Source organism: Streptomyces davaonensis JCM 4913 (genome assembly GCF_000349325.1).
Taxonomy (GTDB): domain Bacteria; phylum Actinomycetota; class Actinomycetes; order Streptomycetales; family Streptomycetaceae; genus Streptomyces; species Streptomyces davaonensis.
Genome location: NC_020504.1, coordinates 8,310,318 through 8,322,758 on the forward strand (window position 1 = coordinate 8,310,318; position 12,441 = coordinate 8,322,758).

General features: G+C 68.9%; 14 protein-coding genes. 9 read left to right on the forward strand and 5 right to left on the reverse strand.

Annotation, left to right across the window (positions count from 1 at the left end):
- Positions 1 to 42: 42 nt before the first annotated feature.
- From BN159_RS36840 to BN159_RS36860, 5 genes are all read left to right on the forward strand, one after another.
- Complete coding sequence (locus BN159_RS36840; protein WP_015662131.1) at positions 43 to 1,044, forward strand: ATP-binding cassette domain-containing protein; 1,002 nt, start codon at positions 43 to 45, stop codon at positions 1,042 to 1,044.
- The gene (locus BN159_RS36845) at positions 1,041 to 1,832 is read left to right on the forward strand and encodes an ABC transporter permease (RefSeq protein ID WP_015662132.1); all 792 of its coding nucleotides are present in this window, start codon (positions 1,041 to 1,043) and stop codon (positions 1,830 to 1,832) included. The genes BN159_RS36840 and BN159_RS36845 overlap by 4 nt, the downstream gene beginning before the upstream one ends.
- A 93-nt stretch (positions 1,833 to 1,925) precedes the next feature.
- Complete coding sequence (locus tag BN159_RS36850; protein WP_015662133.1) at positions 1,926 to 2,240, forward strand: hypothetical protein; 315 nt, start codon at positions 1,926 to 1,928, stop codon at positions 2,238 to 2,240.
- A gap of 268 nt (positions 2,241 to 2,508) precedes the next feature.
- A complete protein-coding gene (locus tag BN159_RS36855) occupies positions 2,509 to 2,946 on the forward strand; it encodes an NfeD family protein (RefSeq protein ID WP_015662134.1) in 438 nt (145 codons plus the stop codon).
- Between the two features lie 28 nt (positions 2,947 to 2,974).
- A complete protein-coding gene (locus tag BN159_RS36860) occupies positions 2,975 to 4,084 on the forward strand; it encodes an SPFH domain-containing protein (RefSeq protein WP_015662135.1) in 1,110 nt (369 codons plus the stop codon).
- A gap of 3 nt (positions 4,085 to 4,087) precedes the next feature.
- On the opposite strand, the gene BN159_RS36865 is transcribed toward BN159_RS36860, so the two are convergent.
- Positions 4,088 to 4,681: a DUF1326 domain-containing protein gene (locus BN159_RS36865; protein ID WP_015662136.1), complete on the reverse strand. Its 594-nt coding sequence runs from the start codon at positions 4,679 to 4,681 to the stop codon at positions 4,088 to 4,090.
- A 115-nt stretch (positions 4,682 to 4,796) separates the two neighbouring features.
- Between BN159_RS36865 and BN159_RS47595 the strand changes: the two genes are divergently transcribed.
- Together BN159_RS47595 and BN159_RS36870 are read left to right on the forward strand one after the other, a co-directional pair.
- Positions 4,797 to 5,084, forward strand: coding sequence for a hypothetical protein (locus BN159_RS47595; protein ID WP_331712334.1), 288 nt, complete (start codon positions 4,797 to 4,799; stop codon positions 5,082 to 5,084).
- Between the two features lie 38 nt (positions 5,085 to 5,122).
- Entirely contained in the window at positions 5,123 to 5,641 is a 519-nt protein-coding gene (locus tag BN159_RS36870) for a DUF2182 domain-containing protein (protein ID WP_015662138.1), read from the forward strand.
- Between the two features lie 21 nt (positions 5,642 to 5,662).
- Here the strand turns inward: BN159_RS36870 and BN159_RS36875 are convergent, their stop codons facing one another.
- From BN159_RS36875 to BN159_RS36890, 4 genes are all read right to left on the reverse strand, one after another.
- A complete protein-coding gene (locus BN159_RS36875; protein ID WP_015662139.1) occupies positions 5,663 to 5,959 on the reverse strand; it encodes an antibiotic biosynthesis monooxygenase family protein in 297 nt (98 codons plus the stop codon).
- A 232-nt stretch (positions 5,960 to 6,191) separates the two neighbouring features.
- Positions 6,192 to 7,715 (reverse strand): aldehyde dehydrogenase, encoded by a 1,524-nt coding sequence (gene adh / locus BN159_RS36880; RefSeq protein WP_015662140.1) that lies wholly within the window; start codon positions 7,713 to 7,715, stop codon positions 6,192 to 6,194.
- Between the two features lie 121 nt (positions 7,716 to 7,836).
- The gene (locus BN159_RS36885; RefSeq protein WP_015662141.1) at positions 7,837 to 9,141 is read right to left on the reverse strand and encodes a GAF domain-containing protein; all 1,305 of its coding nucleotides are present in this window, start codon (positions 9,139 to 9,141) and stop codon (positions 7,837 to 7,839) included.
- Positions 9,142 to 9,214: 73 nt separating this feature from the next.
- Positions 9,215 to 9,814 (reverse strand): N-acetylmuramoyl-L-alanine amidase, encoded by a 600-nt coding sequence (locus BN159_RS36890; protein WP_015662142.1) that lies wholly within the window; start codon positions 9,812 to 9,814, stop codon positions 9,215 to 9,217.
- 149 nt (positions 9,815 to 9,963) lie between these two features.
- On the opposite strand from BN159_RS36890, the gene BN159_RS36895 reads away from it, so the two are divergent.
- Both BN159_RS36895 and BN159_RS36905 read left to right on the forward strand, forming a co-directional pair.
- Positions 9,964 to 10,680 (forward strand): sulfite exporter TauE/SafE family protein, encoded by a 717-nt coding sequence (locus BN159_RS36895; RefSeq protein ID WP_015662143.1) that lies wholly within the window; start codon positions 9,964 to 9,966, stop codon positions 10,678 to 10,680.
- A 497-nt stretch (positions 10,681 to 11,177) separates the two neighbouring features.
- The gene (locus BN159_RS36905; RefSeq protein WP_015662145.1) at positions 11,178 to 12,398 is read left to right on the forward strand and encodes a hypothetical protein; all 1,221 of its coding nucleotides are present in this window, start codon (positions 11,178 to 11,180) and stop codon (positions 12,396 to 12,398) included.
- The last annotated feature ends 43 nt before the right edge of the window (positions 12,399 to 12,441 follow it).

Sequence of the window (12,441 nt, forward strand, 5' to 3'; positions counted from 1 at the left end):
TTCAGTCGCTTCAGTCCCTTCAGCCCCGAAAGGGAGAGCTCCATGGGTTCTTCTGTCATGCCCACGTCCAGGCGAGGTGGCTATCCGCAGTCGTCCGCCGCCGTCTCCGCCGTCGGCCTGCGCAAGTCGTACGGCGACAAGACCGTCCTCGACGGCATCGATCTGCGTATCCCTGCCGGGTCCGTGTTCGCGCTGCTCGGGCCGAACGGCGCCGGCAAGACCACCGCCGTGAAGATCCTGTCCACGCTCATCAGTGCCGACGGCGGTCAGGCCCAGGTCGCGGGCCACGACGTCGCCACGTCACCGGACGGGGTGCGTGCCGCGATCGGCGTCACCGGGCAGTTCTCCGCCGTCGACGGGCTGATCACCGGCGAGGAGAACATGCTCCTCATGGCGGACCTGCACCACTTGCCGAAGCGCGAGAGGCGGCGGGTCGCCGCCGAGCTGCTGGAGCGCTTCGACCTCACCGAGGCCGCGCAGCAGCCCGCCTCCACCTACTCCGGCGGCATGAAGCGCCGCCTCGACATCGCCATGACGCTGGTCGGCAGCCCGCGGATCATCTTCCTCGACGAGCCCACCACCGGTCTCGACCCGCGCTCCCGGCACAACATGTGGCAGATCATCCGCGAGCTCGTCTCCGACGGCGTCACGGTCTTCCTCACCACCCAGTACCTGGAGGAGGCCGACGAACTCGCCGACCGCATCGCTGTGTTGAACGACGGCAGGATCGCGGCCGAGGGAACCGCCGACGAGCTGAAGCGGATGATCCCCGGTGGCCATGTCCGGCTCCGCTTCACGGACCCGGCCGCCTACCGGAGCGCCGCCTCCGCTCTGCGCGAGACCACCCGGGACGACGAATCGCTCGCCCTCCAGATCCCCAGCGACGGCAGCCAGCGCGAACTGCGCTCCCTCCTCGACTGGTTGGACGCGGCCGGGGTGGAGGCGGACGAGCTGACCGTGCACACCCCCGACCTCGACGACGTCTTCTTCGCCCTGACCAGCAGCACCAACCAGCCGAACTCGTCCAAGGAGGCGGCCCGATGAGCTCCCTGTCCCTCGCCGTGCGCGACTCGTCCACAATGCTGCGCCGCAACCTGCTGCACGTGCGCCGCTACCCGTCGCTCACTTTGAACCTGCTGCTGTCGCCGGTCGTCCTGCTGCTGCTCTTCGTCTACATCTTCGGCGATGTGATGGGCGCCGGCCTCAACGGCGGCGGGGCGGACCGCTCCGAGTACCTCTCCTACATCCTCCCGGGGATCCTGCTGCTGACCATCGGCGGCACCACGATCGGGACGGCCGTCTCCGTGGCCATGGACATGGCCGAGGGCATCATCGCCCGCTTCCGTACGATGGCCGTCCACCGCGGGTCGGTGCTCGTCGGTCACGTCGTCGGCAGCGTGTTGCAGTGCCTGATGAGCGTGGTCCTCGTGGGAGCCGTCGCCGTGGGCATCGGCTTCCGCTCCACGGATGCCACCGCCCTGGAGTGGGTGCTGGCGGTCGGGTTGCTGACTCTCGTCTCCCTGGCGCTCACCTGGATCGCGGTCGGGATGGGTCTGGTCAGCCCGAACCCCGAGGGGGCCAGCAACAACGCGCTGCCGCTGATGGTCCTGCCGCTCATCTCCAGCGCCTTCGTGCCGGTCGACGCGATGCCGGGCTGGTTCCGGCCGGTCGCCGAGTACCAGCCGTTCACCCCGGCCATCGAGACCCTGCGCGGGCTGCTCCTCGGAACCGAGATCGGCCACAACGGGTGGCTGGCCGTGGCCTGGTGCGTGGCGCTGGCCGTGCTCGGCTACTTCTGGTCCAAGTCGCTGTTCAACCGCGAGCCGAAGTAGCGGGGGAAAGACCGGCAGGCTATGGACGCGTGATGCGGTGGGTGTCATGATCACGCTGTTGTCGGGCGTGGGCCCGGCACGCGGGGAGGATCCATGGAGCTGTACCTCGCCATTCCTCTTGCCGTGGTCGCGCTGCTCGTCGCCGCCTCCGGCGTTGCGGCGCTCACCCACGGCTGGGTGCTCCCCATGAATCGGCGTCATGTGCGCGCTCCGCGGATCTACGGCTGGGGTCAGCTCGTGGTGGCCTTCGCGCTGTGCTGGCAGCTGGTCTTCGCGTTGGTGATCGGCCATTCCGACGCTCGGCCGGTGGGAACGCTGATCGGCAGCGTGATTCTCGTGGCCGGCATTCTCGTCATGATGGTGGGTCAGCTCGCCGGTGGTGGCCACAAGGCCGGCGGCACACGGTAGGTCCGGGCGGACATCGGCTTCGCAGACCGTCATTGCCGCGTAACGCCGGAACGTTGATGGCGTACTGCACGGAAGGCCCCTTGGCGTGCACCGCGATCATCAGGAAGACGGGACAGCGCCGCTGCCCGGGACGCCGCGTCCGGGGCTGACAGCGCGATCTCGGCCCGCTGGAGCGGCTTCGCCCCGAAGAAACCACGGCTGCCGTCTCTCTTCCGCCCAGGCCCGAGCGGTAGCTTGGTGGACAGGGCCCCTGAAGGAGGGCGATTCGATGCCGTGGTTCGTATGGCTGCTCGCCGCCGCGGCACTGGGTGCCGCAGAGTTCTTCACCCTGACGCTGGTCTTCGGGTTGCTGGCGGGCGCCGCGCTGGTTGCCGCCGTGGTCGCCGGTGTGGGCGTCGGCCTTCTCGGCCAGCTCGTGGCCCTAGGGGTGGCGGCAGCGGCAGGCCTCCTGATCGCTCGTCCCGTCGCGATGCGGCACATGGCGGAGCAGCCCCTCACGTACGAGGGCAGTGATGCGCTGATCGGCAAGCGAGCGGAGGTCATGCAAGAGGTCACCGCGACCCGCGGCCTGATCAAGCTGTCCGGCGAGGAGTGGTCCGCCCGCGCCCTGGACGAAACCCTGGTCATCCCGGTCGGAGCGCTGGTGGATGTCATGGAGATCGAAGGCGCTACGGCCATCGTCTACCCCCGCTCACTCCTTCCGTGATCGGCTGATCATCAGTAGTGGAGGCACTGTGGATCCGGTTGTCATCCTCGCCCTGGTGGCGGTCCTCGTCGTCGTCTTCCTGGTGGCCGCCACTGTGCGGATCGTCCCGCAGGCCCGCCGCTACAACATCGAGCGGTTCGGCCGGTATCACCGCACGCTGCAACCCGGCCTGAACCTGGTTCTGCCGGTGGCGGACCGCATCAACACCAAACTCGACGTCCGCGAGCAGGTCTATTCGTCCGACCCCAGGCCGGTGATCACCGAGGACAACCTCGTGGTGAACATCGACACCGTGCTCTACTACCAGATCACCGACCCGCGAGCGGCGGCCTACGAGGTCGCCGACTATCTCCAGGCGATCGATCAGCTGACCGTGACCACGCTGCGGAACGTCATCGGAAGCATGGACCTGGAGGAGACGCTCACCTCGCGTGAGGAGATCAACTCCCGGCTCCGCGCCGTCCTCGACGAGGCCACCGGCAAGTGGGGCATCAGGGTCAACCGCGTCGAGATCAAGGCCATCGATCCGCCGGCCACCATCAAGGAGGCGATGGAGAAGCAGATGCGGGCCGAGCGTGACAAGCGCGCGGCCATCCTGCACGCCGAAGGGGAGCGGCAGGCCAAGATCCTCACCGCGGAAGGTACGAGGCAGAAGGACATCCTGGAGGCCCAAGGCGCGCAACAGGCCATGATCTTGCGGGCGGACGGCGAGGCAAAGGCGGTGGAGCTGGTCTTCCAGGCCGTCCATCGCAACAACGCCGACCCGAAGGTCCTCGCCTACAAGTACCTGGAGACGCTCCCGCACTTGGCGAACAGCGACAACAACACGTTCTGGGTGATTCCGGGGGAGCTGACCGAGGCGGTTCGGACGGTCACCCGTGCGTTCGGGGATCAGTCGGCGGAGGCTCCTGCCCCGACCGCCCGACCTGAGGAAGCGGCCACCCTCGACGCCGACGACACGTCGGACGAAGGCCGGACTCCGGAACTCGACGCAGGCTGGACGGTTTCGCTCGACGCCGCCACGGCCGCTGACGAGGCCGGCAAGCAGGCCGCCGCCGCGGTGAGCGACGCGAAGGCGGAGGCCGAGGCCGCGAAGTCGCCCCAGATGCCGCGAGGGGGGCAGAGATCCGGCGGCTGAGCCTCAGTTGGGGCCCGACCAGTCGAAAGTGATGGTCTTGCTGGACTGGCCGGTGCGGTTCCAGGCGAAGCCGAAGGCGTCGGCCTGGTCGGTGATGGCGCGGCCCCAGGTGGCGAGCTGGCCGGGGCCGGTCTCGCAGCCGGGGAGGTTGGTCGACTGCACGCGGGCGCCGTCCGGAGTGGTCGGGCCGGTGAGGGCCTCCGCGCGGGCCTCGAGCCGCCCGGGAACACTGGCCCGCCAAGTGGCCAGGTCCTCGTCGATCTCCACCTCGATGGGCGCGAAGTCCATGCCGCGCACCTCGAAGGCCCCCATGGTCACCAGCTGCTCGGGCCAGCCCGCCTGCCCGCTGAAGATCATCTGGAGGGCCTGCCGCTGCCCGTCGTCGGCCCGCTCGTCGAAGATGAACGCCGCGTACGCGTCCGAGTGCTCCGCCCAAACGTTGCCGACGAACGAACCGAGCATCACCATGTTCAGGCCGTCGAGCCGGACGTCGCCGTAGCTGCCCTCGCGTATGTGCCACACCAGGATGCCTTCGCAGTGGCCGGTGGTCGGCGGCTGGGCGAACGAGAAAAGGCACGGGATGCTGCACTTGCACACGTCGAATCAGTCGCCCGCCAAGCGCCAGGCAGGCACGGTCGCTGCCGCCTGTGTCATCGCTCTCACTCCTCACCCAGCCATGGCCGCGGGTCCCGAGAGCGGAGCGTCCGACCCGGTGATCCGCGTCGGTCCGGCGGACCGCGCCCGGCGGCCGGAACGGGTCGATTCCCTTCCCTACCTCCATCCTGCGCTCGCGCGTTGCGGCGGGGAGTGCTGTCGCCGGTCCGGGACCTGGTCGCTCATCGCCCTGATCGCCGCCCTCGCATGGGTGCTCACCGTGGGTGAGGCCCTGGATATGGGGATCGAGCCCGGCAAGATGGGGAGAGCGCTGCCGCTGTTCCTGGCGCTGTGGCTCACGATGATGGCGGCGATGATGCTGCCCTCCGTCCCCCCGTCGCGTTGACCTGGGCAAAGGGGATCGCCCGCGAGTCCGGAGGGGCTGTGCGGGCGCTGCGTACCACGGAGTTCATCTCCGGCTACCTGATCGCGTGGACGGCGTTCGGCCTGCTCTTCTACGGCGCGCTGGCGCTCACCGGTGACCTGGTCGACCGGAACCCGGCTGCCGGGAAGTGGATCGGGGCGGCCGCGTTCGCGCCGGCCGGGCTGTACCAACTGGGGCCGCTCAAGGACATCTGCCTGCGCCGTTGCCGCAGCCCGATGGCTCAGCTGGTGCGATACGCCTCGTATCGGCCGTGGCTGCGCGACCTGCGGGTGGGGCTGCATCACGGTGCGTACTGCGTCGGTTGCTGCTGGGCGCTGATGGTCCTGCTGATCCCGCTGGGCGTCATGAACATCGTGGCGATGGCGGCCGTGGCGGCGCTGATCTTCTTCGAGAAGCTCTGGTACCGGGGCCCGCAGCTGGCCCGGCTGGCCGGTTGCGCCTTCCTCGTGTTGGCCGTGCTGGCGCCGTTCCAGGACTGGTTGCTGCCGGGCCTGCAGAGCCCGATGACGCCCATGTGATCCGCGTGCCGCTGACGGTTGCTAGCGGGTCACGACAGTGTGCACGGGGTAGATCTTCGGCTGCACGTCAGGAGCCCCGAGCTCGCGCAGGACCGGGATGATGAACTCACCGAACCGTTGGAAGGCCTCGTCCGACTCCCAGACGTCGACGACGAGCCAGCCGTTCGGTGTGGGGGCGGAGGTGTGCGAGATGAGGCCAGGGACGGGCCAGTCGGCGGAGTTCGTCACGGCGCCACGCCCGCCGGTGACCTTGTCCGCACTCTGCTCGTACTGGGCCCGAGTCATGCCCGGCACCTCGAAGACTGCAACGATCGCCATGGTGACCTCCGGTCAGGTGGAAACGGTCCACCCCAGTCGATCACTGCGGAAGGCAGAACGCTCGCCGGCCTGATCCGAACGGACGCGGCGTGGACGATCCCGCACTCGCGCTGGCGGGAGGCCAGGCCGTTGCGCCTGAGGGAGGCCACGCTGAAGCAGTCGACGGTGAATCCGGCAACGCCCGGTGGTTGTCCGGAGGGGAAAGCTCCCTCCGGACAACCGACTTCGGGCTCTAGAAGAACCCGAGCTTCTTCGGGCTGTATGAAACAAGAAGGTTCTTCGTCTGCTGGTAGTGCTCCAGCATCATCTTGTGCGTCTCGCGGCCGATGCCCGAGCCCTTGTAGCCGCCGAATGCCGCGTGGGCGGGGTAGGCGTGGTAGCAGTTCGTCCAGACGCGGCCCGCCTGGATCGCGCGGCCCGCGCGGTAGGCGGTGTTGGCGTCGCGGGTCCACACGCCGGCGCCCAGCCCGTACAGCGTGTCATTGGCGATCTTGATGGCGTCGTCGAAGTCGTCGAACGAGGTCACCGAGACGACCGGCCCGAAGATCTCCTCCTGGAAGATCCGCATCCGGTTGTTGCCCTCGAAGATGGTCGGCTGGACGTAGTAGCCGCCCTTGAGTTCGCCGTCGTGCTCGATGCGTTCCCCGCCGGTGAGGACCCGGGCGCCCTCCTGCCGGCCGATGTCGAGGTAGGAAAGGATCTTCTCCAACTGGTCGTTGGAGGCCTGGGCGCCGATCATCGTGTCCGTGTCGAGCGGATGCCCGGTCTTGATCAGCTCGGTGCGGGCGACCGCCGCCTCCATGAACTCGCTGTAGTGGCCCCGCTGGACGAGCGCCCGCGACGGACAGGTGCACACCTCGCCCTGGTTCAGCGCGAACATGGTGAAGCCTTCGAGGGCCTTGTCGCGGAAGTCGTCGTCCGTCCGCCAGATGTCCTCGAAGAAGATGTTCGGGGACTTGCCGCCGAGTTCGAGGGTGACCGGGGTGATGTTCTCCGAGGCGTACTGCATGATCAGACGGCCGGTCGTGGTCTCACCGGTGAACGCCACTTTCGCCACGCGCGGGCTGGACGCCAGCGGCTTGCCCGCCTCCACGCCGAAGCCGTTCACCACATTGACGACCCCCGGCGGCAGCAGATCGGCGATCAGGCTCAGCCAGACGTGGATCGAGGCGGGGGTCTGCTCGGCCGGCTTGAGCACCACCGCGTTGCCCGCCGCCAGCGCCGGGGCCAGCTTCCATGTCGCCATCAGGATGGGGAAGTTCCACGGGATGATCTGCGCGACCACACCCAGTGGCTCATGGAAGTGGTACGCCACCGTGTCGTCGTCGATCTCGCCGAGCGAGCCCTCCTGGGAGCGGATCGCGCCCGCGAAGTAGCGGAAGTGGTCGATGGCGAGCGGGATGTCGGCCGCCAGCGTCTCCCGCACCGGCTTGCCGTTCTCCCAGCTCTCGGCGACCGCCAGCTGCTCCAGGTTCGCCTCCATCCGGTCGGCGATCCTCAGCAGGATGTCGGAGCGCTCGGTCACCGACGTACGTCCCCAGGCCGGCGCGGCCGCGTGCGCCGCGTCCAGGGCCCGTTCCACGTCCTCCGCCGTGCCCCGCGCGATCTCGGTGAACGGCTGACCGTTCACCGGAGAGGGGTTCTCGAAGTACTGCCCCTTGAGCGGCGGCACGTACTCGCCACCGATGAAGTGGTCATAGCGCGCCTGATAGGAGACGATCGCGCCCTCGGTCCCCGGTGCCGCGTAACGGGTCATACCGGCCAGCCTCCTTGCACCAGCGCTGCCCTCCGTTGGACAGCTCTCGCGGTGAGGCTAGGGACGGGGAGGTTGCAAGGACGTTGCGCCGAGGGCTCTTCCTACCTGGGGCGATCGCCGATCAGCGGGCCACTCGCCCCGGCGGAGCCGCCAGTTCCGACTCCAGTGCGGCGAGGCGGGAGTGGACCGTGGCCGTCGGGCGAACGGCGGCCAGGGCGCGCCACACGTCCAGGTCGTCCTCGCCCCACGGCGCGTGGGCCCAGTCCGCCAGCAGGTCCGGGTCCCGGCGGGCGATCAGCGCCGTGCGCAGTCCGTCGGCGAGCCGTCGTCTGATCCTGGCCACCGCCGGCGCCTGGGAACCGGGCAGCAGCGGACCGGAGTACGCCGTCGCCGCCGCGCTCACCGCCCCCGCCGCCAGGCGCCGTTCGACGACCGAGACGTCGGACTCGACCGGCGCGGTGAGCCGGTACGGCCGCGACGCCAGCAGACCGGGGCCGAGAATCCGCCGCAGCCGGGCGAGTTCGGCGCGCAGGGTCACCGGTGTCACCGACTCGTCCTCGTACAGCGCGCACAGCAGCTCGTCCCCGCTCAGCCCCTCCGGATGCCGGGCGAGCAGGACGAGGATCTCGCTGTGCCGCCGGCTGAGCCTGATCCGGCGGCCACCGGTGACCAACTGGGCCTCGTCCCGGCCCAGTGCGGACAGCTGGTGCGTGTCCGCGGCCGGGCTCACCGGGGCGATCAGGGCCAGTTGGGACTCCGCCGCCCGCGCGACCGCCTGCACGAAGCCCAGGCTGTGCGGATGCGCAAGACCGTCGCCCCCGGTGATGTCCACGGCCCCCAACACCCGCCCGGTGCGCGGATCGTGCACGGGCGCCGCCGCGCAGGTCCACGGCTGCACGCGCCGGATGAAGTGCTCGGCCGCGAACACCTGCACCGGCCGGTCGACCGCCACCGCCGTACCCGGCGCGTTCGTCCCGACCGCCGTCTCCGACCAGCGGGCGCCGGGCACGAAGTTCATCCGCATCGCCTGCCGCCGGGTCGTGGCGTGCCCCTCGACCCACAGCAGCCTGCCGTGCTCGTCGCACACCGCGAGCAGATGCTCCCCGTCCGCCGCGAACGAGCCCATCAGCTCCCGGAACAGGGGCATCACCCGGGCCAGCGGATGCTCCGCGCGGTAGGCGCCGAGGTCACCGTCCGCGAGCTCCACGCTCGCCGTGCCGTCCGGCCCGACGCCCGCTCTCGCGGAACGCCGCCAGGAGTCGGCCACCACGGCGCGCACCGGCTTCGGCACGGTGCCCGCCGCGGTGAACGTCTCATGCGCGCGGCGCAGCATGCGTGCGTGTTCGGCAGGGTCGGCCCCCGGCTCCAGGGCCACCCACGAATCCGTCAACTCGGCCTCCCGGGACGGCGATGCGGCTGGGGACATCGTCACTCCGGGTACGCGCGCGGACAACCTTTTCGGCTGTGCTCACTCGAACGACGGGCGCCGGTTGTCTCGATCAGGCAGCCTTGACGAGTTTGAGGTAGCGTGCCCAGTCCCAGTGCGGCCCGGGGTCGGTGTGGTCGGTGCCCGGCACCTCGTGGTGGCCGATGATGTGCCTTCTGTCTCTGGGGATGCCGTGTCTGACGCAGATCGCCGCGGTCAGCGCCGCCGATCGCTCGTACAGGGCGTCGGTGAAACAGTCGGGCCGGTCCACCCAGCCTTCGTGCTCGATGCCGATACTGCGGGTGTTGTAGTCCCAGTTCCCGGCGTGCCAGGCGACGTCCGACTCCCGGACGCACTGCGCCACATGTCCGTCGGAGGAGCGGACGAGGTAGTGCGCTGACACCTGCTTCTTCGGGTTCCGGAAGACGGACAGGGCGCCGGAGTAGTCGGTCTGCGTGACATGGACGATCACCAGGTCGACGGTGTGCTCCACGGGCCGGCGGGCGGCGGTGAAGTTGGCGGTGTTCGCCTGCCGCCACTCGGCGGTCGGGTGGTCGGGAGCCTGCACCTGCGCCCCGGTCCGCGGTCCTGGCAGCAGCCCGTAGGGCACGGCGGCGAGCACGGCGCCCTTCAACAGCCTTCGTCTGCCGGTCTCCGGTCGTGCCTGTTCCATGCGGGGGGTTGCCTCTCGGTCGTACGGTTCCCACGCAGGCGCCCGGGTTGCAACTCGCCGCACGGGGTGGCGGTCGGCGGCGATGCATTTCATGGTGGAAGTGGAGCGCCTGTTGCCGACTTCGCGGGCTGGTTGACCGAGGGGCACCGATGGACCCGTATCTGTTTCCAGTTGTCGTCTTGGCGGTGGCTGTCGCATTCACCGTATCCGCCTCCGCGGGATTCGGCGGCAGCCTGATTCTCGTTCCCACCCTGGCGCTCGCACTCGGCACCAAGCCCGGGGTGGCACTGGCGGCGCTGCTGCTCGCCTGCAACAACCTGGTCAAGGTGTTCGCATACCGGAAGACGCTCCCGTACCGGAAGGCGGCCGTCGTCATCGCCTTGGTTGCCGTTGGCGCTTTCCTGGGGGCCAAATTGCTGGTTTCCGCGCCCGAGCGGGCGGTGACCATTGCCGTCATCATCAGCTTCGCCGCGGCGTTCTTGGTCGAATCCCTGGATCTCACCCGCTGGCGTCGGGTGAGTTCCCCGGTGATGGCGTTCGGTGCCGGGGCCACCTCCGGATTCAGCGGCACATCCGGCCCCCTCAAGGGACTTGCCGTGCGCGGGCTCGGCCTGGACCGCCTCCACCTGGTCGGCGCTCTCTCCCTGGCCTCCCTGGTCGGCGACGCCACCAAGACCGCCGTCTGGACGGATGCCGCACTGCTGACGGGCAGTGATTATCTGGTCGCTCTGGTATGTATGCCGCTGATGTTCTTCGCCACGTTTCTCGGCCGTAGATTCAACCTCAAAATCGGTGAGCGTGGCTATACCGGACTATTCTGGACCGTGATGGTCGGCTATACGGGCCGTCTGGTAGCGGGCCTGTGAGGGGATATTGCCCGCTCAATCGTTTACCGGGCAATGACTGAAGCGTGAACATGTGGAATGGGCATCGATGATCAACCCGTCGGCAATTATGTGTGTTTGACAAGCCGACACACCTGATGCGCAATGAAGACGATGGTGTTTTGGGGTCCGGGCCCGCCAGGAGTTGCGGCGGCGAACGCAGGAGCGAGGGGATGACGGATGTCGAACGAAAAGCGCGGTACGGGCCCTGAGTACAGGGCTCAGGACGCCTCGGTGGCCCATGCCGGACCGGCTAACAAACTGCCCGAGCCGGGCGAGCCGGAACCGCGGGACGAGGCGGCAGGCAGGACGCCGACGGCCGAGCAACTCGACCGCCGCGAGGAGAGGTTCACGAGGCCTCGTAAGCCGATGGGCCCCACGCAGGGCCAGGCGCCCGAAACCGTCCCGGAAGAGCCGTGACCGAAAGCCCTGCCTGAGCGCGGGCACACCGACACAGCTCGCCAAGGAGCACAGTAGCCATGGCGATTGTCCAACTCATCAAGAACATCGGCCTCGACGACTCGGTCACCGGTACCCAGACGAGCACCGTCAATGAGCCCACCGTAGCCACAGCCGACAGCGGCATCTTCTACACCTGCAACTGGGCGGCTGCCAGCAGCGCCAACAACGGCGACGACTGGAAGTTCGTCGACCCGTTCACCACGCTGCCCTCGGCCGCCAACGGGTTTTGCTGCGACCAGATGATCGTCCACGATCCGAGCCGCGACATCTGGATCTGGATCCTCCAGTACATCGCCGTCCCGGGCGGCAACAACGTCTTCCGGGTCGCCGTGGCTCCGGGCGCGAGTCCTGACAGCTGGCACTGGTGGGATTTCAGCCCCGTCGAACTCGACTCCTCCTGGACCGACTTGTGGTTCGACTATCCGGATGCGGCGCTCAGCAACAACCACCTGTACGTGACGTTCAACGTATTCAACTCCGGCGACAGGTTCCAGCGCGCGGTGGCCTTCAAGCTGCCCCTCGACGCGCTGAGCGCGGGATCGGGCCTGACGTACCAGTGGTGGACGACGGTGGAACACGGTTCCCTGCGGCTGACTCAAGGGGCCACGGACAGCATGTTCTTCGCCAGCCACAACGGGGGCAGGATGCTGCGCGTCCACGGCTGGCCGGACAGCTCCAACACGGTGGGCTCGTTCGACGTCCAGGTCAATCCGTGGAGTTCGGGCCCGTACAGCTCGACGGGGCCCGACGGTGCGGAGTGGCTCGGCCGCGTCGACTCCCGGATCACGGGCGGCTGGGTCAGCGGCACGCGCGCGGGATTCCTGTGGACCGCGGCGCCCAGATCCGGTCGTCCGGTGCCCTACGTCAAGGGCGCGGTCGTGGACGTCACCACCCAACTGCTGGTGGAGGAGCCGGACATCTGGAACGCGGAATCCGCCTTCGCCTACCCCGCGGCCTGCCCGAACGCGGCAGGAGTCGTCGGCGTCTCGCTGGCCTTCGGCGGCGGCCCGCGGCATCCCGCGCACGTGGTGGGATTCCGCGACGGCGGTGAATGGCGCCTGTCCATCACCCGCGACAGCACCGACGGACCGGCGGACGGCTCGTGGGGCGACTACGTCAGCTGCCACCGGCACCATCCGAACTCCGGCGAATGGGTGGCCTCGGGTGTCACCCTTCAGGGCGGCAACGCCCGGCGCAACGTCGAGCCGCAGTACGTGCACTTCGGCATCGGCAGCTGAATCATTCACCCGCAGCCCGGGGCCCGGACCCTTCCGTCCGGCC